Consider the following 20,233-nt stretch of genomic DNA (forward strand, 5'->3'; position numbering starts at 1 on the left):
CGGTTCACTTAGGATTTTTAGACGACTATGCCAAAACGTACAGATATCAAAAGTATCCTGATTATCGGCGCTGGTCCGATTGTCATTGGCCAGGCCTGCGAGTTTGACTACTCCGGTGCCCAGGCTTGCAAGGCACTGAAGGAAGAGGGCTTCCGGGTCATTCTGGTCAACTCCAACCCTGCGACCATCATGACCGATCCGGCGATGGCTGATGCCACTTACATTGAGCCGATCAAATGGCAGACAGTAGCGCGCATCATCGAGAAGGAGCGCCCGGATGCGGTGTTGCCGACCATGGGTGGGCAGACGGCACTGAACTGCGCGCTGGATCTGGAAAAGCATGGCGTGCTGGAGAAGTACAACGTCGAGATGATCGGTGCCAATGCCGACACCATCGACAAGGCTGAGGACCGCTCGCGTTTCGATAAAGCGATGAAAGCCATCGGTCTGGAATGCCCGCGCTCGGGGATCGCCCACGACATGCAGGAGGCCTATGGCGTCCTGGATCAGGTCGGCTTCCCCTGCATTATTCGTCCTTCCTTCACCATGGGCGGCTCGGGTGGCGGTATTGCTTATAACCGTGAGGAATTCGAAGAAATATGCACCCGCGGGCTCGACTTGTCGCCAACCAACGAGCTGCTGATTGATGAGTCATTGATCGGCTGGAAAGAGTTCGAGATGGAAGTGGTCCGCGACACCAAGGACAACTGCATCATTGTCTGCGCCATCGAGAACTTCGATCCGATGGGCGTGCACACCGGGGATTCCATTACCGTAGCGCCAGCGCAGACGCTGACCGACAAGGAATACCAGGTGATGCGTAACGCCTCACTGGCGGTGTTGCGCGAAATCGGCGTGGAAACTGGCGGATCCAACGTTCAGTTCGGTATCAATCCGGTCAACGGCCGCATGGTTGTTATCGAAATGAACCCGCGCGTGTCCCGTTCATCGGCGCTGGCCTCCAAGGCTACCGGTTTTCCGATCGCCAAGATCGCTGCGAAGCTCGCCGTGGGCTATACGTTGGACGAGCTCAGCAACGACATCACTGGCGGACGCACTCCGGCCTCCTTCGAGCCTTCCATTGATTACGTTGTGACCAAGATTCCGCGTTTCGCCTTCGAGAAATTCCCCAATGCTGATGCGCGTCTGACCACGCAGATGAAGTCCGTAGGCGAGGTCATGGCCATCGGTCGTACCTTCCAGGAATCCCTGCAGAAAGCCCTGCGTGGGCTGGAAGTCGGGGTTTCCGGTCTGGATCCCAAGGTCGATCTGAACAGCAGCGATGCCCAGACTGATCTGGTGCGTGAACTGACCGTGCCTGGCGAGCAGCGCATTTGGTATATCGGTGATGCGTTCCGCTCGGGCATGAGCATGCAGCAAATCTTCGAGCTGACCAATATTGATCCCTGGTTCCTGGTGCAGATCGAAGATCTGATCAAGGACGAAGAGCGGGTCAAGACGCTGGGTCTGGCTGATTTCGATCGCGACTTGATGTTCCGGCTCAAGCGCAAGGGCTTCTCGGATGCCCGGCTCGCCGAGTTGCTGGCTGTCAGTGAAAAAAGCCTGCGCCGCCACCGGCACAAATTGAATGTCTTCCCGGTATACAAGCGGGTGGATACATGCGCTGCCGAGTTCGCTACCGACACGGCATATATGTATTCGACCTACGAGGAAGAGTGCGAGTCCAATCCCTCAGACCGTGAAAAGATCATGGTGTTGGGCGGTGGTCCGAACCGTATCGGGCAGGGCATCGAATTTGACTATTGCTGTGTTCACGCTGCGCTGGCGATGCGCGACGATGGTTACGAAACCATCATGGTCAACTGCAACCCGGAAACGGTATCGACCGACTACGACACGTCAGACCGTCTGTATTTCGAGCCGGTAACGCTTGAAGACGTGCTGGAAATTGTCCGCGTGGAGAAGCCCAAGGGCGTCATCGTACAGTACGGCGGCCAGACCCCTTTGAAGCTCGCGCGCGCGCTGGAAGAGGCCGGTGTGCCGATCATCGGTACCAGTCCTGAAGCGATTGACCGTGCCGAAGACCGCGAACGCTTCCAGCAGATGGTTGAGCGTCTGAACCTGTTGCAGCCACCGAACGCCACCGTACGCAGTGAAGACGAAGCGATTCGCGCCGCTGGCAAGATCGGCTATCCGCTGGTCGTGCGCCCATCCTATGTGCTGGGCGGCCGGGCGATGGAGATCGTCTACCAGGAAGAAGAACTCAAGCGTTATCTGCGCGATGCGGTGAAGGTCTCCAACGACAGCCCGGTATTGCTGGACCATTTCCTGAACTGCGCCATTGAGGTCGATGTGGATGCAGTGTCGGATGGCGCCGATGTGGTGATTGGCGCGATCATGCAGCACATTGAGCAGGCTGGCGTGCACTCGGGTGATTCCGCCTGTTCACTGCCGCCTTACTCGTTGCCTGCGCATATCCAGGACGAGATGCGCGAGCAGGTCAAGAAGATGGCGCTTGAGCTCGGTGTGGTGGGCTTGATGAACGTGCAGTTGGCGTTGCAGGACGATCGCATCTACATCATCGAAGTCAATCCGCGCGCGTCGCGAACCGTACCCTTTGTGTCCAAGTGCATTGGCCAGTCGCTGGCGAAGATTGCGGCGCGGGTGATGGCTGGCAAGACGCTCAAGGAAATTGGTTTCACCAAAGAGATCGTGCCCGCGTTTTACAGCGTCAAGGAAGCCGTGTTCCCGTTCGCCAAGTTCCCCGGTGTCGACCCGATCCTTGGGCCGGAAATGAAGTCAACCGGTGAAGTAATGGGTGTGGGCGATAATTTCGCCGAAGCGTTTGCCAAGTCCCAGCTTGGTGCCGGTGAAACACTACCGCAGGGCGGCACGGTGTTCCTCAGTGTCCGTGAAGACGACAAGCCGTTCGTTGCCGAGATGGCCGGCGAACTGATCGGGCTGGGTTTCGATGTGGTCGCAACCAGCGGCACCGCCAAGGTGATCCAGGCAGCCGGACACAAGGTGCGCCGGGTGAACAAGGTCACGGAAGGGCGTCCGCATATCGTCGATATGATCAAGAACGATGAAGTCCGTCTGGTGATCAACACCACCGAGGGGCGCCAATCGATCGCCGATTCCTATTCAATCCGTCGCAATGCACTGCAGCACAAGGTCTACTCCACGACCACCCTGGCTGGCGGCCAGGCTGTATGCATGGCACTGAAATTTGGTCCTGAGCGTGCGGTTCGGCGTCTCCAGGATCTGCATGAGGGGGCTTGATTCATGAAATACCCGATGACCAAGCAGGGCGCAGAAGCGCTCGAAGCAGAGTTGAAGCATCTCAAGAACACCATGCGTCCGCAGATAACCCAGGCGATTGCCGAAGCGCGGGAGCTGGGGGATCTGAAAGAGAATGCTGAGTACCATGCTGCGCGGGAACAGCAGGGTATGGTTGAGGCGCGTATCCGCGATATAGAAGGCCGGTTGTCCAACGCCCAGATCATCGATCCCACGACTATCCCGCATTCAGGGAAGGTGATTTTCGGGACCACGGTCGAGATCGCCAATGTCGATACGGATGAGGCGATGGTCTATCAGATCGTCGGTGAGGACGAGGCGGACATCAAGACGCGCAAGATCTCGGTCAGTTCGCCGATTGCTCGTGCACTGATCGGTAAGGAAGAGGGCGACATCGTTGCGGTCAAGACACCTGGCGGTGTGGTTGAGTATGAAGTGGTAGAGGTGCGGCATCTGTGAGCGGATCGGCCGCCGTGCCAGCCATGCGTAGCGGTCGGGTTGCCTGGCAGCTGACCGTGACGCTGTGGGTGGGCGGCATCTGGATGCTGCATTTCGTCCTGTTGCCCGCGTTGGAAAGTTTCGGTCTCGCTCCGATGCTGACCGAAGAGATTGGTAGCTTTATGCGGCCGTTGATGGTGGCTTTTGCTGCCGTCTGCGCGGTGCTTCAGCTGGTCATTGTCTGGTCGGCGACAGGTGTGGGCTGGTGGAAAGATTTACGTGGCCAGTTGTTGATGCTGGTGCTGGCGGCGTCTGCAATCTTCTTCAGCGCGAGATCCTTTACAGCAGCGGTCTACATCGAGCTGTTTTGCTATTTGGTTGTGGCTTTTGCGGGGCTGATTCTGATTCTACAGCCACGTCCGGATGAAGCCGGACGTTAGCTGTGACGCGGTCACATGTTCTTGTAGCGCACAAGATTGGATAGTTGAGCGTTGGGCTTTTTAGCCTTGCGCAGCAGAATTGCCATCTTGCCAATAACCTGCACCAGTTCCGCGCCGCTGTTTTTGCATAATTCTTCAATCAGCGCCTGCTTGCTGTCGCGATCGGCAACACTGAGGCGAATCTTGATGAGTTCGTGATCAGTGAGTGCACGATCAAGTTCGGCCATCACGCCTTCGCTGAGGCCGTTTTCGCTGATCATTACGATCGGCTTGAGATGGTGACCAATACGTTTGTAGGCTTTTTTCTGTTCGGAGCTAAGCGCCATAATATCTGTATGCGTTCCAGGTTCATTGAATGTAGGAGCCTCTGAATAACTACTGCGCTCGGCCATGCGGCGTTGAAGTCCTGCTCAAGATGCTCATTTACAACACGTAAACTGCGCTCTTTCGTCGGATTTCGCCTTGCCTGACCTTCGCTCGCTACGTTCTTCAGAGGCTCCTCGATAGACAGGTTAGTTTAACTGGCGGCGACATTCGCTGCACGAGGTATTCCGTGGCTCAATCCAAAACCAGCAAAGGCTGGCTGAAAGAACATTTCGACGACCCCTATGTCAAGAAGGCGCAAAAGGACGGCTATCGTTCACGTGCCAGCTATAAATTGCTGGAAATCCAGGAAAAGGACCGGCTGCTCAAGCCTGGTATCACCGTTCTGGATCTGGGTGCGGCGCCGGGGGGCTGGTGTCAGGTTGCCAGTCGTCTGATTGGCGACAAGGGGCGGATCATCGCCTCGGATATCCTGCCCATGGACAGTATTGCGGATGTAACCTTCATTGAAGGCGATTTCACCGAGGATGCGGTATTCGAGGCGATCCTGCAGGCGATCGGCGATCAGCAGGTAGATCTTGTTATTTCCGACATGGCCCCCAATATGAGTGGTACGCCTGAAGTGGATCAGCCAAGGGCCATGTATCTGTGCGAGCTTGCGCTGGATATGGCGGCGCAGGTTCTGCGTCCCGGTGGCAATTTTCTGGTTAAAGTGTTCCATGGAGAAGGTTTTGATGAGTACTTCCGGCAAATGAGAGGTCAGTTTGACAAGCTGGTCACCCGTAAGCCAGGGGCATCCAGAGACCGGTCCCGCGAAACCTACCTGCTGGCCAAGGGATACAAAGGTCCGCAAGCGTGAGTGCGGCGACATAGCGCGTAACATTGCCGCGTCTGCCGTCACGCCAGAAACTGGTGTAAGGTAGGCATGTTTTAAGGTCGGTTGACGTTTCGGCGCGGCCGCGACGGAGGTCCGTTTGATGCAGAGCAAGGCGCGAGGAGTGAAGTTTGGTTGTTCCAAATGAGCAACGAGTAACGCAGTGCTGCGGCCAACGGGCCCCGTCCCTTCGGGTTGCGCGTCAAATGACGCCATGCGGCGTTGCGGAACTTGGCAAGGGAACAACCATTGCCTGCGTCCCGCGCCTTGCCTGGCGCCATTTGACACAGCAACGCGGCTCGCGACGAAACGTCAACAGACCCTATATATATGAAGATTTCAGTCAGGCCCGGTCGCTGTCGCGGCGGGGCAAGAGGGTAGCGATTTGAACGATATGGCGAAAAACCTCATCTTGTGGTTGATCATTGCCGCGGTCCTGGTGACGGTGATGAACAATTTCAGTACTCCCACCGAAACCAATACCCTCAATTACACCCAGTTCCTCGAGATGGTCGAAGATCGTCAGGTTGAACGCGTGACTGTTGACGGCTACGAGATTGAAGGGCGTCGCCGCGACGGCACTACCTTCACCACGATTCGCCCGGCGATACAGGACAGCGGGCTGATTGGTGATCTGCTCGAGAATGACGTCATCATCGAGGGCAAGCAGCCGGAGCAGCAGAGCATCTGGACCCAGTTGTTGATAGCCAGCTTCCCGATTCTGATCATCATCGCCATCTTCATGTTTTTCATGCGCCAGATGCAGGGCGGGGCAGGGGGGCGTGGCGGTCCGATGAGCTTCGGCAAGAGCAAGGCGCGAATGCTGACCGAAGATCAGGTAAAGACCACCTTTGCGGATGTTGCGGGCTGCGACGAAGCCAAGGAAGAAGTCAGCGAGCTGGTCGAGTTTCTCCGTGATCCGGGCAAGTTCCAGCGTCTGGGCGGGCATATTCCCCGCGGCGTGTTGATGGTAGGGCAGCCGGGTACCGGTAAGACATTGCTGGCCAAGGCAGTTGCAGGCGAAGCAAAGGTGCCGTTCTTTACTATCTCCGGTTCGGATTTTGTCGAGATGTTTGTCGGCGTCGGTGCAAGCCGCGTGCGCGATATGTTCGAGCAGGCGAAGAAGCACGCCCCCTGCATCATCTTTATCGACGAGATCGACGCTGTCGGCCGTCACCGTGGCGGCGGTATGGGTGGTGGTCACGATGAGCGTGAGCAAACCCTGAACCAGCTATTGGTGGAAATGGACGGTTTCGAGCCAAACGACGGTATTATCGTTGTGGCGGCCACTAACCGTCCGGACGTCCTTGACCCCGCACTGCTGCGTCCGGGCCGCTTCGATCGCCAGGTTGTCGTTGGCTTGCCAGACATCCGCGGCCGCGAGCAAATCCTCAAGGTCCACATGCGCAAAGTGCCGCTGGGTGACGATGTGGCGCCGACCAATATCGCGCGTGGCACGCCAGGCTTCTCCGGTGCTGACCTTGCCAACCTGGTGAACGAGGCTTCGCTGTTTGCTGCGCGGGCCGGTAAGCGCCTGGTGGAAATGAAAGAGTTCGAGATGGCCAAAGACAAGATCATGATGGGCGCAGAGCGCAAATCCATGGTCATGTCTGACAAGGAAAAGCTCAACACCGCCTATCATGAGTCCGGACATGCCATCGTCGGGCGACTGGTCCCCGAGCATGATCCTGTCTACAAGGTCTCGATCATTCCGCGTGGCCGAGCGCTCGGTGTGACCATGTTTCTGCCGGAAGAGGATCGTTACAGCCTGTCCAAGCGCGCTCTGATCAGTCAGATCTGTTCGTTGTTTGGTGGCCGTATTGCCGAGGAAATGACCCTCGGATTCGAGGGCGTAACGACGGGTGCGTCCAACGACATCATGCGCGCTACGCAATTAGCCAAGAACATGGTGACAAAGTGGGGTCTGTCGGAGAAGCTGGGGCCGCTGATGTACGGCGAAGACGAGAACGAAGGTTATCTCGGCCGTATGGGTGGTGGTCAGTCTGCCGGCGTATCCGGTGAGACAGCCAAGCTGATCGATGAAGAAGTGCGCCGGATTATTGATGAATGCTACGGCACTGCGCGCCAGTTGCTTGAGGATAATCGCCATAAGCTGGACATGATGGCCGAGGCGTTGATGAAATACGAAACCATCGATGCCGAGCAGATCAATGACATCATGGGTGGCAACCCTCCTCGCGAGCCCAAAGGTTGGCAAGGCGATGATAGCCAGGGCCCAGGTGCTTCGGCGAGTGTCGGTGATGATCCCGCTACGGATGTGACAACAGGCGACGACAAGCCCAAAGATGGCGGTATAATCGGCGGCCCTGCTGGCGAACACTGAAACGTCGATGACTAACCTGTCTAACAGCTCCCGGTTGCCTTGTGGTGATCGGGAGCTTGATCTTTCCCGTACCCATATCATGGGTATTCTCAATGTCACTCCCGACTCGTTCTCCGATGGTGGCCGTTTCACGCGGATGGACGCGGCGTTGGCGCACGTAGACAAAATGCTCGCCGCTGGCGCGACAATGATCGATGTGGGTGGTGAATCGACCCGACCCGGCGCGGCCCCGGTGTCCGTTGCGCAGGAGGTCGAGCGCGTTGTGCCAATGGTCGAGGCGATCAAGGCACGCTTCGATACGGTGGTGTCGGTCGATAGCAGCACGCCCGAGGTTTTCACCGAGTCCGCCAGGGCGGGAGCGGGGTTTATCAATGATATACGCGCTCTGTGCCGGCCTGGCGCGCTCGAAGCTGCCGGCGCGACCGGGTTGCCTGTATGCATCATGCACATGCAGGGCGAGCCGGTCTCCATGCAGCAGGCTCCGGTCTATGCGTCGGTCCTCGACGAGGTGAATCAGTTTTTACTCGAGCGAGTCGCCGCCTGTGAAGCGGCGGGTATTCCGCGCCAGCGCTTGGTGCTGGATCCGGGTTTCGGTTTCGGCAAATCGCTTGAGCACAATCTTCAACTTTTCAATCGACTCGATGCGTTGCAGCCGTCCGGCTTGCCTGTGCTGGTGGGCGTGTCGCGCAAAAGCATGATCGGTCAGACACTTGACCGGCCGGTAGATCAGCGTTTATTCGGTGGTATCGCCCTGACAGTCCTCGCTGTTACCAAGGGCGCGCGCATCATCCGGGTACACGATGTACCTGAAACCGTGGACGCGGTTCGCATGATCGAAGCGGTGCTCTCCGCCTGACCCAAACAGAACAAGACAGATTTGAAGGATTGCGCAACATGGAAAAACGCTATTTTGGAACCGATGGCATCCGCGGTCGGGTTGGCAGTCATCCTATTACACCCGAATTCATGCTCAAGCTGGGCTGGGCGGTGGGTATGGCATTCAAACGCCAGGGTCAGTGCCGGGTCCTGATTGGGAAGGACACGCGCATCTCAGGTTACATGTTCGAATCGGCTCTCGAAGCGGGCTTGTCAGCCGCCGGTGCGCAGGTTCAACTACTGGGACCGATGCCGACACCGGCAATCGCCTATCTGACGCGAACCTTCCAGGCTGATGCCGGTATCGTTATCAGCGCATCGCACAATCCCTTCTTCGACAATGGCATCAAGTTCTTCTCGGTTACCGGCAGCAAGTTGCCAGACGAGCTGGAGCTCGAAATCGAGCGCCTGGTTGATTCGCCGATGGAGGTCGTGGACTCGGCTAGCCTGGGTAAGGTGGCTCGGGTCGAAGACGCGTCGGGCCGTTACATCGAGTATTGCAAAAGCAGTGTTCCGACCAGCACCAGTTTCAAGAATTTCAAGCTAGTAATCGATTGCGCCCACGGCGCCACCTACAAGGTTGCTCCGAACGTATTCCGTGAGCTGGGAGCGGAAGTGAAGGTTATCGGTGCCCAGCCGGACGGGCTGAATATCAATGCAGGCGTAGGTTCAACTGATCTGGCGGCGCTGCGTGAGGCGGTGCTCGAGTCGGGCGCGCATCTGGGTATTGCCTTCGATGGTGATGGTGACCGGGTGTTGATGGTCGACGAGCTGGGCGAAGAGGTGGACGGAGATGAGCTGCTGTTCATCATCGCACGTGACATGCAGCAGCGCGGCATATTACGCGGCGGAGTGGTCGGCACACTCATGACCAATCTTGGGCTTGAGTTGGCGTTGAAAGAGGCGGATGTGCCGTTCGTGCGGGCCAGGGTGGGTGACCGTTACGTGATGGCCGAGCTGCGCGAGCGCGACTGGACGCTCGGTGGTGAGTCCTCAGGCCATCTGGTATGCCTGCATCACACCTCAACCGGCGACGGTATTATCGCCGCGTTGCAGGTGTTGCGCGCTCTGCAGATCGCCGGCGCGACGCTCAGTGAGGCGCGCAAAGGCATGCACAAGTGTCCGCAGAAACTGATCAATGTGCGTTATCAGCGCGGGGCGGTCTCGCCGCTTGAGCATCCTGAGCTGCAGGCCGGGATAACCCAGGCAGAGCAACGTATGGGGGAGGCGGGCAGGGTGCTGCTGCGGCTCTCTGGCACCGAGCCGGTAATCCGCGTAATGGTCGAGGGGCAGGACGCTGAGCAGGTGGAAACCGAGGCCGGTATTCTGGCTGAACAGGTCAGCAGACTGTTCAGTGGTAAGTAAGCAGAATGCGGTTGTTTCGCCCGGGCATCTTGGGTAAGATTGGCGCCCGCTTGAGCTGAGAGGTTAGGCATGCGTCGTTCGCTGGTCGCCGGAAACTGGAAAATGCACGGTACTCGGCAATCCGTTGAGACCTTGCTTGGTGGGTTGAATCAGCAGGATTGGCCTGAAGAGGTTGATCTCGTTATTGCTCCGCCCGCGCTTTATCTTCAGCAGTGTCGGGCAGCGCTTGAAGGTTCGTCCGTTAGCCTTGCGGGACAGACATCTGCAACCCAGGCCGAGCCTGGCGCGTTCACCGGCGAAGTGTCGCCGGCCCAGTTACGTGATGCTGGATGTGAATATGTGATCGTTGGTCACTCCGAGCGGCGTAGTCTGTTCGGCGAGACGGATGAAGTAGTGTGCAAGAAGTTTGCAGCCGCGCTGGCGTGTGGTCTGAGGCCAATTCTCTGTGTCGGCGAGACGCGTGAACAGCGCGATGCTGGCGAAACCGCAGAGGTCGTCGGACGCCAGTTGCAGGTGGTACTTGAATCGTTCGGGGTTGGCGGTCTCGCCCAGGGTGTAGTGGCTTACGAGCCGGTCTGGGCCATAGGCACGGGTTTGACGGCCTCGCCGGAAGAGGCTCAGGATGTACATTCGATGATCCGCGGCCGGCTGGCAATGCTCGATGATGAGCAGGCCCGCTGTGTCCAGATTGTCTACGGCGGTAGTGTCAAGGCGGATAACGCCGAAGCGCTGTTTGCGATGCCGGATATCGATGGGGGGCTGGTTGGTGGAGCCTCTCTCAATGCTGATGAATTTGGTGCGATAGCGCGTGCCGCGGGACGAGCATAATGATTGAGACGGTAGTTATAGTTATTCACCTGGTGGCTGCAATTGCTCTGGTCGGTCTGGTACTGATCCAGCAGGGCAAGGGTGCTGATGCAGGCGCGTCCTTCGGGTCCGGCGCTTCCGGCACTGTGTTTGGCAGCCAGGGTTCAGCTACCTTTCTAAGTCGCTTGACAGGCGCGCTGGCCGCTGTATTCTTTCTGACTTCTCTGGGTCTGGCCTACTATGCCAGCGATTATGCGGCACGATCGCTCGACAGTGGTTTGCCTGATCCGGTGTTGCGCTCCGAACCGGCTGCACCGGTTCTGAGCGAGGATATACCTGTTCTTGAAGAGCAGGCCCCTCAGGCTCCTGCTGAGACGGATGATGTACCTGCCGTCGAGTAAGCCTAACGTTTTGCGGAAGTGGTGGAATTGGTAGACACGCTATCTTGAGGGGGTAGTGCCTTAGGGTGTATGGGTTCGAGTCCCATCTTCCGCACCAATCACTCAGGGTCTGCTTTGGCAGGCCCTGCTTTGTTTTCGGGCTGTGCGTGCCGGTTGTCTTGTTGGGCGGCCGGGCGTATAATTCATGCCCTAGATTCGACGCGGGGTGGAGCAGTCTGGTAGCTCGTCGGGCTCATAACCCGAAGGTCGTAGGTTCAAATCCTGCCCCCGCAACCAGTCAAAGGCCCCTTTTCAGGGGCTTTTTGTTAGATGTCTGGACTTCCCCGGAAGTGGCCAGCGACCAGGATGGGCTTAAAGGCCCATTTTTTATTCATGCAAAGCAAAGGTGGTGAATTTGTCCGGCAAAGTATCTGAGTTGGAAATACTTCTGGTCCCGATTATCGAAGCGTTAGGCTATCGTTGTTGGGGCATTGAGTATTTGTCTCAGGGCCGTCACACCCTCCTGCGCGTTTACATTGATCATCCGGACGGGATTACTGTCGAAGCGTGCGCAGAGGTTAGTCGGCAGGCAAGCGCCGTACTGGACGTTGAAGATCCCATCACCGGGGACTATACCTTGGAGGTGTCCTCCCCTGGCATGGATCGGCCGCTGTTCACCCTGGAGCAGTTTGCCGCTTACACTGGTGAACAGGCCAAACTCAGATTGCGCGTCCCGTATGAAGGGCGGCGGAATTTTCAAGGTGTCATCCGCGGTGTTGAAGGCGATGAGGTGATTCTTCAGGTCGGGGAACACGAATACCTGCTGCCCATCGACTCTATCGACAAGAGCAATATAATTCCGCGGTTTTGAGCATTTTTCGGGCTCCAGTGGCCCCAATGGACGGCGTTAGGCGAGGCATACGATGAGCAAAGAAGTGCTGCTGGTTGTGGAATCCGTTTCCAATGAAAAGGGCGTACCGCCCGATGTGATTTTCGAAGCATTGGAACTGGCATTAGCCACAGCAACCAAGAAGCGTTACGAAGATGAAGTAGATGTACGGGTGCAGATTGATCGGCAAACGGGCAGCTATGACACTTATCGTCGCTGGACTGTGGTGGCTGATGAGGATTTCGAAGAACCCGACATGCAACTGACGCTTGATCAGGCCGAAGCGCGTGATCCGGATCTGAAAATCGGCGACATGATCGAAGAAAAGATCGAGTCCGTCGAATTTGGCCGTATCGCGGCCCAGATCGCCAAGCAGGTTATCGTGCAGAAAGTGCGCGAAGCCGAGCGTGCGCAGGTCGTCGATGCCTATCGTGATCGCCTGGGCGAAATTATCAGCGGCACAGTCAAGAAGGTTACCCGGGACAGCGTGATCGTGGATCTGGGCAACAATGCCGAGGCCGTTCTGCCACGTGAAGAGATGATCCCGCGTGAGACCTTCCGTACCGGCAGCCGCATTCGTGCCCTGCTCAAGGAGATCCGTGCGGAGAACCGTGGTCCTCAACTGGTGCTGTCACGTAGCGCGCCAGAGATGATTATCGAGCTGTTCCGTATTGAAGTGCCTGAAATCTCCGAGGAGCTGATCGAGGTGATGGGCGCTGCCCGTGATCCCGGCTCCCGCGCCAAGATTGCGGTGCGTTCGAAAGACAAGCGTATTGATCCGCAGGGTGCCTGCATCGGCATGCGCGGCTCGCGCGTGCAGGCAGTGTCCGGCGAACTCGGTGGTGAGCGGGTTGACATCGTTCTGTGGGACGACAATCTGGCGCAGTTCGTCATCAATGCGATGGCACCTGCAGAAGTGGCGTCGATCATCCTCGACGAAGATACTCACACCATCGATATTGCGGTCGCCGAGGACAATCTCGCGCAGGCCATCGGTCGCAGCGGGCAGAACGTTCGCCTGGCCAGTCAGTTGACCGGCTGGACGCTGAATGTGATGACCGAAGAAGCCATCGTCGCCAAGCGCGAAGCCGAGACCGGCGATATTTTGCGCGGGTTCATAGAAGAGCTGGACGTAGACGAAGAGCTGGCTCAGATGTTGGTGGAAGAAGGCTTCACTTCGCTTGAAGAGATTGCCTACGTCCCGATGGAAGAAATGCTGGAAATCGACGGTTTTGACGAGGATATCGTCAATGAACTGCGCGCACGAGCCAAGGATCGGCTGCTGACCAGGGCGATTGCCAGCGAAGAGAAGCTGGAAGAAGCCCAGCCCGCTGAGGACCTTCTGAATATGGAAGGTGTTGATCGGGCCCTGGCGTTCCAGCTTGCAGCAAAAGGCATCATCAGCATGGAAGACCTCGCTGAGCAATCGGTCGACGATCTGCTGGATATTGATGGTATTGACGAAGCCCGTGCCGGCACGCTGATTATGGCTGCCCGGGCGCCCTGGTTTGAATAACCGGTCGGTATAGCGGTACCCCCCTGCGGAGACGCACGGACCCGACTGAGGAGAGAAGTGAATGGCGGAAGTGACGGTCAAAGAATTGGCTCAAGTAGTAGGTACTCCGGTTGAGCGCCTGCTACAACAAATGCAGGAAGCCGGTCTGGCACATTCAAGTGCCGAGCAGCCTGTAACAGACGATGAGAAGCAGAAGCTGCTGACGTTCCTGAAAAGCGCCCATGGCGACTCAGGTTCCGAGCCGCGGAAGATTACACTCAAGCGCAAGACCATGAGTACGCTGAAAGTGGCGGGTAGCAAAACCGTCAATGTCGAAGTGCGCAAGAAGAAAACCTACGTCAAGCGCGAGCCTGATGCGCAGGAAGCTGAGCGTCAGCGCGAAGCTGAAGAGCAGCGCATAGCTGAAGAGGCGCGTCTGGCAGCCGAAGCGGAAGCCAAGCGGCAGGCAGAAGAAGCTGCACGGCAAGCGGAAGAAGCGCGCAAGGCAGCTGAGCAGGAAGCGGCGGCCGCAGCCAGCGCTGCACCTCAGCCGGCCGCAGCTCCAACCGCTGCGCCGGTTGCACCTCCGGCAGTGCCGGCTGAGCCGACTCCGGTCGAACAGCCGAAGAAGAAAGAAGAGCAACATCGGCGCAAGGCGGCGCCTACGCGTGACGACGATAATGAGCGTAACCGCAACAAGCGCGCCGGTGGGGCCAAAGGCCGCAACGCACCACGCGTATCTGACGATGATGAAGCGCTCGCGCGACGTCGCGGCGGCGGTGGCAAGCTCAAGGCGCACAAGAAACGCAACCAGCACGGCTTCGAGAAGCCGACAGGACCAGTAGTGCGAGAAGTAGTAATTGGCGAGACCGTGACCGTGGCTGAACTGGCGCAAAAAATGTCAGTAAAAGCCGCTGAAGTCATCAAGTACATGTTCAAGAACGGCAACATGGTGACCATCAATCAGGTCCTTGATCAGGACACCGCGACCATCGTCGCTGAAGACATGGGCCACCAGGTCAAGCACACCAAGGAAAGCGACATTGAAGACCGTCTGGTAGAAGCCTTGCATTTCGAAGGCGAAGACGTGAGTCGTGCTCCGGTCGTGACCGTGATGGGCCACGTTGACCATGGCAAGACCTCCCTGCTCGACTATATCCGCCGCACCAAAGTGGCTTCCGGCGAAGCGGGCGGCATCACCCAGCACATCGGTGCCTATCACGTCGAAACCGATCGTGGCATGGTGACTTTCCTCGATACCCCCGGTCACGCGGCGTTTACCGCCATGCGTGCTCGCGGTGCCGAGGCGACCGATATCGTGATTCTGGTGGTTGCAGCCGATGATGGCGTGATGCCCCAGACTGAAGAAGCGGTCGCGCATGCCAAAGCTGCCGGCGTGCCGCTGGTGGTAGCCGTCAACAAGATCGACAAGGAAGGCGCGGATCCGGATCGCATCAAGAATGATCTGGCTGCACGTGAAGTCATTCCAGAAGAGTGGGGCGGTGATACCCAGTTCGTACACGTATCGGCAAAGGTTGGTACCGGTATCGAAGAGCTGCTGGAAGCTGTCCTGCTGCAAGCTGAATTACTTGAGCTCAAGGCTCAGCCTTCTGCTCCAGGCCGCGGCGTCGTGGTTGAATCGCGTCTCGACAAGGGTCGTGGTCCGGTAGCCACCGTATTGGTTCAGAACGGTACGCTACGCCAGGGTGATGTTGTACTTGCGGGCGTCAACTACGGCAAAGTCCGGGCGATGTTCGACGAGAACGGCAATAGCATCAAGGAAGCAGGGCCGTCTATTCCGGTGGCTATCCTTGGTCTGGACGGTACCCCCGGCGCGGGTGACGAACTGACTGTGCTCAGCGACGAGAAGAAAGCGCGCGAAGTTGCTATGTTCCGTCAGGGCAAGTTCCGCGAGATCAAGATGGCGCGTCAGCAGTCGGCCAAGCTCGAGAACATGTTCGAGAACATGGGCCAGGGCGAGAAGAAGTCCCTCAATGTGGTGCTCAAGGCCGACGTGCGTGGTTCGCTGGAGGCGCTGCAAAGCTCCCTGGTTGAGCTGGGCAATGAGGAAGTCCAGGTCAAGATCGTGTCCGGCGGGGTGGGTGGTATAACCGAAACCGACGCCAACCTGGCACTGGCTTCGAATGCGGTGATCTTCGGCTTCAACGTGCGTGCTGATGCCTCGGCGCGCAAGATCATCGAGAGCGAAGGCCTCGACCTGCGTTACTACGGTGTGATCTACGAGATTATCGAAGACGTCAAGAAAGCCCTGACGGGTATGCTGGGCAGTGATGTGCGCGAGCAGATCCTGGGTGTCGCTGAAGTGCGCGACGTGTTCCGTTCGCCCAAGTTCGGTGATATCGCTGGCTGTATGGTCATCGAAGGCACTGTCCATCGTAATCGCCCGATCCGCGTATTGCGCGAAGACGTGGTTATCTACGAAGGCGAGCTGGAATCTCTTCGTCGCTTCAAGGATGACGTCGCTGAAGTACGCAACGGCATGGAATGTGGCATCGGCGTGAAGAACTACAACGATGTGCGTCCCGGCGACCGTATTGAAGTATTCGAGCGGATCCAGGTAGCGCGGACGCTCTAAGGCGTCTGCGACAAGCGGCAAGCCAGGGCCTTTTGGCAGTCCAATGAGACGCCGGGGGCTGGGCTTGCCGTTTGTTGTTTGAGGGTTATGCCGACTCCTGGCGTAACGCAGATTGAGGTAGCCAGGCAGGTTGCTCGTCGCTGACGAGAGAACGACAGAGCCTGGCAGCCAGAGGTGAATTTTATGGCTAAAGAATACAGTCGTACCCAGCGCGTTGCTGATCAGATGCAGCGTGAACTGGCCCAGCTGATTCATCGGGACGTACGCGACCCGCGCATCGGCATGGTTACTCTTACTGCGGTTGAGGTCAGCCGTGATCTGGCGCACGCCAAGGTCTATCTGACACTGATGGGCGAAGCGACCGAAGAAGACATCGCGCAAAACCTGTCTGCACTCAAAGACGCGGCAGGGTTTCTCAGGGTTCAGCTGGGACGATCAATGAAGTTGCGGAGTGTTCCGCAACTGCACTTCCATTACGACGAGAGTGTTCGCCGCGGTGTGCATCTGTCTTCCTTGATTGAACGTGCGGTAGAGGAAGATCGCCAGCACCCCCGAGATAACGAGGAGTAACGGGTGTCAGCACCGCGTAGCAAACGCCGGGATATCGACGGCGTACTGATATTCGACAAGCCTCTCGGAATGACCTCCAATGCCGCTTTGCAAAAAGTGCGCTGGTTGTTCAATGCGAGCAAGGGTGGGCACACCGGCAGCCTGGATCCGCTGGCCAGCGGCGTGCTGCCGTTGTGTCTGGGCGAGGCGACCAAGTTCTCGCAGTACTTGCTGGATGCCGACAAGGGGTATGTCACCGAAGCGCGCCTGGGTATGACCACCACTACCGGGGACGCTGAAGGCGATGTACTGGAGATGAAGCCGGTTCAGGTGAGCCTGGCCGACGTGGAAGCGGTGTTGCCCCGGTTCACCGGCGATATCGAACAGATACCGCCGATGTATTCTGCGCTCAAGCATGAAGGCCAGCCGCTCTACAAGCTTGCCCGTGCGGGTGAAACAGTGGAGCGCAAAGCGCGATCTGTTACCATACAACGCTTGACTGTGCTGGGCCTGGAAGGCGATCGGTTGCGTCTGGAAGTGCACTGCACCAAAGGCACATACATACGCACCCTGGTTGAAGATATTGGCGCTGCACTGGGTTGCGGCGCGCACGTCTCCGAGCTCAGGCGTATTCAGGCCGGCCCCTTCGATCTGAGTAAGGCGGTCACCCTGGAAACGCTCGAAGCGCTGCATGCCGAAGACGGACACCTCGCGCTGGATCATTTGCTGTTACCCAGTGACAGTGGTCTGGAAGACTGGCCCGAAGTGCAGCTTACCGAGCAGACGGCCTATTATCTTAATCACGGGCAGGCGGTACGGGTGCCCGGCAGTCCGGCATTCGGCAAGGTACGCTTGCGCGACCAGACCGGCAAATTTATCGGCATCGGTGAAATGACCGATGACGCACGTGTCGCTCCCAGGAGACTGATGCGATTCAATGGTTAAAGGCGCGTTGCACCCTGCGGGTGGATGCGTTCTGATGAAGTCGATCCATATGGATCACAACGAGGGTGGCTGTTAACAGGCACGGTCATTCCTCGATTTAAAACACAGGACGAAACGTCCTGGCCTGTTCACTCAGAGGAAAGCTGTCATGGCACTGAGCGTCGAAGAGAAAGCTGCAATCGTAACTGAATATGCCCGTGGCGAAGGTGACACCGGTTCTCCGGAAGTCCAGGTAGCTCTGTTGACCGCAAACATCAACAAGCTGCAGGGTCACTTCAAGGACAACAAGAAGGATCACCATTCCCGTCGCGGTCTGATCCGGATGGTAAACCAGCGTCGTAAGTTGCTGGATTACCTGAAGTCGAAAGACATTCCGCGTTACAGCAGCTTGATCAGCAGTCTGGGTCTGCGTCGCTAAGCGACCATGCCCTTTTGGACGTGGTCGGGTCCGAAACCCGGCCATGCCCAGAGTTTCCCCCAAGGCAAAAACAAAGAGAGAAGACACCGTGAAACCGGTTATCAAGCAATTCAAATTAGGTAATAACACCATTACCCTGGAGACGGGCCGTATTGCCCGCCAGGCAACCGGTGCCGTTCTGGTCAGCATTGATGATGCCGTCACCGTTCTGTGTACCGTGGTCGGCGCGAAGAAAGCCGACGCAGGCCGCGACTTTTTCCCTCTGTCTGTGCATTACATTGAAAAAACCTACGCCGCCGGCAAGATCCCCGGCGGTTTCTTCAAGCGCGAAGGCCGTCCTACTGAAAAAGAGACGCTGACCTCGCGCCTGATTGACCGGCCGATTCGTCCGCTGTTCGCCGACGGCTTCATGAATGAAGTCCAGGTCGTGTGTACTGTTGTTTCAACTGACAAGACCACCGATCCGGATATTGCTGCCCTGATCGGCACGTCTGCCGCACTGGCTATCTCCGGCATCCCCTTCAACGGCCCCATTGGTGGCGCCCGTGTAGGCTTTGACGAGAACAATGGTTACGTCCTCAACCCAACCTACGAGCAGCTCAAGACGTCGCGTCTGGACATGATCGTAGCGGGTACCGAAGACGCCGTCCTGATGGTTGAATCCGAAGCGCAAGAGCTCACCGAAGACCAGATGCTGGGCGCGGTGCTTTTCGCTCACATGGAATTCCAGCCTGCCGTTCAGGCTATCAAGGAGCTGGCAGCAGAAGCCGGCAAACCACGCTGGGACTGGACCGCTGCGCCGGAAAACACTGCGCTGCTTGACGCTATCAAGGGTCAGTTTGGTGCCGGCATCGCTGAAGGCTATACCGTCACTGACAAGCAGGCGCGTTATACCCGTCTGGGCGAGTTGCGCAACCAGGCTATCGAAGCCCTGTCCGGCGAAGAAGAAGGCAAGCCATCAAGTGCCGAGGTCAAGGATGCGTTTGGCGAGATTGAATACCGCACCGTGCGCCAGAGCATCGTCAACGGCAACCCGCGTATCGATGGCCGTGACACCAAGACTGTTCGTCCGCTGCATATCGAAGTCGGCGTCCTGAACCGCACCCATGGTTCCGCATTGTTCACTCGTGGCGAAACCCAGGCGCTGGTTGTCACCACGCTGGGCACTGCTCGTGATGCGCAGCTGCTGGATACGCTGGAAGGCGAGAAGAAAGACCCCTTCATGTTCCACTACAATTTCCCTCCCTATTCGGTAGGTGAAGCAGGTCGCATGGGCGGCACCGGTCGCCGCGAAATCGGCCACGGCCGTCTGGCGCGTCGTGGTATCCAGGCTGTCATGCCTGACATGGACCAGTTCCCCTATAGCATCCGGATTGTCTCCGAGATCACCGAATCCAACGGCTCCAGCTCCATGGCTTCCGTGTGTGGCGCCTCCCTGGCGCTGATGGATGCCGGTGTTCCGCTCAAGGCGCCGGTCGCGGGTATTGCGATGGGTCTGGTCAAGGAAGGCGAGAAGTTTGCTGTACTGACCGACATCCTCGGCGATGAAGATCACCTCGGCGACATGGATTTCAAGGTAGCGGGTACCGAGAAGGGTGTTACCGCCCTGCAGATGGATATCAAGATCAACGGTATTACCGAAGAGATCATGGAAACCGCTCTGCATCAGGCCCACGAAGCGCGTCTGACGATTCTGCGCCAGATGAACGAAGTGCTGCCTGAGTCGCGCAAGGAGCTGTCCTCCAATGCGCCGACCATGATCAGCATGAAGATCGATTCCGACAAGATTCGTGACGTGATCGGCAAGGGCGGCGCCACCATTCGCAGCATCTGCGAAGAGACCGGTGCTTCCATTGACATCACCGATGACGGCACCGTGAAAATCTTTGCTGCCAGCAAGGATGCCGCTAACGCTGCCAAGGCACGTGTTGACGGCATTACTGCCGAAGCGGAAATCGGCAAGGTCTACACCGGCAAGGTTGAGCGTATCGTCGATTTCGGCGCATTCGTCAGCATCCTGCCCGGCAAGGACGGTCTGGTACACATCTCGCAAATCGCCAACCAGCGTATCGAGAAAGTGACCGACGTGCTGCAGGAAGGTCAGGAAGTGAAAGTCCTGGTCCTCGATGTCGATAACCGTGGTCGCATAAAGCTGTCCATGAAGGACGTCGAAGCGGCTGAAACCAGCGGCGTCTGATAACAGCTTTATCCCGTAGTAAAACAAGAAGCCCC

The 20,233-nt window shown here is 57.7% G+C and carries 17 protein-coding genes and 2 tRNA genes; 18 read left to right on the forward strand and 1 reads right to left on the reverse strand.

What is annotated here, in order from left to right:
* Positions 1-27: 27 nt before the first annotated feature.
* Genes carB through G3M63_RS06980 form a run of 3 tightly spaced genes read left to right on the forward strand, consistent with a single transcriptional unit; the run spans position 28 to position 4,139 of the window.
* Positions 28-3,243 (forward strand): carbamoyl-phosphate synthase large subunit, encoded by a 3,216-nt coding sequence (carB, locus tag G3M63_RS06970; protein WP_163982290.1) that lies wholly within the window; start codon positions 28-30, stop codon positions 3,241-3,243.
* Positions 3,244-3,246: 3 nt separating this feature from the next.
* Positions 3,247-3,720: a transcription elongation factor GreA gene (greA, locus tag G3M63_RS06975; protein WP_150301447.1), complete on the forward strand. Its 474-nt coding sequence runs from the start codon at positions 3,247-3,249 to the stop codon at positions 3,718-3,720.
* On the forward strand, positions 3,717-4,139 hold the full coding sequence (locus G3M63_RS06980; protein ID WP_256669971.1) for a DUF4149 domain-containing protein: 423 nt from the start codon (positions 3,717-3,719) through the stop codon (positions 4,137-4,139). The genes greA and G3M63_RS06980 overlap by 4 nt, the downstream gene beginning before the upstream one ends.
* An 11-nt stretch (positions 4,140-4,150) precedes the next feature.
* On the opposite strand, the gene yhbY is transcribed toward G3M63_RS06980, so the two are convergent.
* Positions 4,151-4,465 (reverse strand): ribosome assembly RNA-binding protein YhbY, encoded by a 315-nt coding sequence (yhbY, locus tag G3M63_RS06985; RefSeq protein WP_150301544.1) that lies wholly within the window; start codon positions 4,463-4,465, stop codon positions 4,151-4,153.
* A 227-nt stretch (positions 4,466-4,692) separates the two neighbouring features.
* Here yhbY and rlmE point away from each other — a divergent pair, with 227 nt between their 5' ends.
* The 15 genes from rlmE to pnp all read left to right on the forward strand — a co-directional run bounded on the left by rlmE (position 4,693) and on the right by pnp (position 20,198).
* On the forward strand, positions 4,693-5,322 hold the full coding sequence (gene rlmE, locus G3M63_RS06990; protein ID WP_163982292.1) for a 23S rRNA (uridine(2552)-2'-O)-methyltransferase RlmE: 630 nt from the start codon (positions 4,693-4,695) through the stop codon (positions 5,320-5,322).
* A gap of 409 nt (positions 5,323-5,731) precedes the next feature.
* Positions 5,732-7,681, forward strand: a complete 1,950-nt coding sequence (gene ftsH, locus G3M63_RS06995; protein WP_150301543.1) for an ATP-dependent zinc metalloprotease FtsH — start codon at positions 5,732-5,734, stop codon at positions 7,679-7,681.
* Between the two features lie 7 nt (positions 7,682-7,688).
* A complete protein-coding gene (gene folP, locus G3M63_RS07000) occupies positions 7,689-8,537 on the forward strand; it encodes a dihydropteroate synthase (protein ID WP_150301445.1) in 849 nt (282 codons plus the stop codon).
* Between the two features lie 38 nt (positions 8,538-8,575).
* The gene (gene glmM, locus G3M63_RS07005) at positions 8,576-9,922 is read left to right on the forward strand and encodes a phosphoglucosamine mutase (RefSeq protein ID WP_163982294.1); all 1,347 of its coding nucleotides are present in this window, start codon (positions 8,576-8,578) and stop codon (positions 9,920-9,922) included.
* Between the two features lie 69 nt (positions 9,923-9,991).
* The gene (gene tpiA / locus G3M63_RS07010) at positions 9,992-10,750 is read left to right on the forward strand and encodes a triose-phosphate isomerase (protein ID WP_150301443.1); all 759 of its coding nucleotides are present in this window, start codon (positions 9,992-9,994) and stop codon (positions 10,748-10,750) included.
* Positions 10,750-11,130, forward strand: a complete 381-nt coding sequence (gene secG, locus G3M63_RS07015; RefSeq protein ID WP_163982296.1) for a preprotein translocase subunit SecG — start codon at positions 10,750-10,752, stop codon at positions 11,128-11,130. The genes tpiA and secG overlap by 1 nt, the downstream gene beginning before the upstream one ends.
* Before the next feature lie 12 nt (positions 11,131-11,142).
* Positions 11,143-11,227: transfer RNA gene (locus G3M63_RS07020), tRNA-Leu, on the forward strand.
* Positions 11,228-11,329: 102 nt separating this feature from the next.
* Positions 11,330-11,406: transfer RNA gene (locus G3M63_RS07025), tRNA-Met, on the forward strand.
* A gap of 118 nt (positions 11,407-11,524) precedes the next feature.
* Positions 11,525-11,980 carry a ribosome maturation factor RimP gene (gene rimP / locus G3M63_RS07030; RefSeq protein WP_150301441.1) on the forward strand — a complete coding sequence of 152 codons (456 nt, stop codon included), beginning with the start codon at positions 11,525-11,527 and terminating at the stop codon, positions 11,978-11,980.
* A gap of 52 nt (positions 11,981-12,032) precedes the next feature.
* A complete protein-coding gene (nusA, locus tag G3M63_RS07035; RefSeq protein ID WP_163982298.1) occupies positions 12,033-13,514 on the forward strand; it encodes a transcription termination factor NusA in 1,482 nt (493 codons plus the stop codon).
* Positions 13,515-13,575: 61 nt separating this feature from the next.
* Positions 13,576-16,089: a translation initiation factor IF-2 gene (gene infB, locus G3M63_RS07040; RefSeq protein WP_163982301.1), complete on the forward strand. Its 2,514-nt coding sequence runs from the start codon at positions 13,576-13,578 to the stop codon at positions 16,087-16,089.
* Positions 16,090-16,272: 183 nt separating this feature from the next.
* On the forward strand, positions 16,273-16,659 hold the full coding sequence (rbfA, locus tag G3M63_RS07045; protein ID WP_150301438.1) for a 30S ribosome-binding factor RbfA: 387 nt from the start codon (positions 16,273-16,275) through the stop codon (positions 16,657-16,659).
* A 3-nt stretch (positions 16,660-16,662) separates the two neighbouring features.
* Complete coding sequence (gene truB / locus G3M63_RS07050; RefSeq protein WP_150301437.1) at positions 16,663-17,583, forward strand: tRNA pseudouridine(55) synthase TruB; 921 nt, start codon at positions 16,663-16,665, stop codon at positions 17,581-17,583.
* 148 nt (positions 17,584-17,731) lie between these two features.
* A complete protein-coding gene (rpsO, locus tag G3M63_RS07055; protein ID WP_150301436.1) occupies positions 17,732-18,001 on the forward strand; it encodes a 30S ribosomal protein S15 in 270 nt (89 codons plus the stop codon).
* An 88-nt stretch (positions 18,002-18,089) separates the two neighbouring features.
* Positions 18,090-20,198 carry a polyribonucleotide nucleotidyltransferase gene (gene pnp / locus G3M63_RS07060; protein WP_163982302.1) on the forward strand — a complete coding sequence of 703 codons (2,109 nt, stop codon included), beginning with the start codon at positions 18,090-18,092 and terminating at the stop codon, positions 20,196-20,198.
* The last annotated feature ends 35 nt before the right edge of the window (positions 20,199-20,233 follow it).

Source organism: Pseudomonas sp. OIL-1 (assembly GCF_010669185.1).
GTDB lineage: Bacteria > Pseudomonadota > Gammaproteobacteria > Pseudomonadales > Pseudomonadaceae > Halopseudomonas > Halopseudomonas profundi.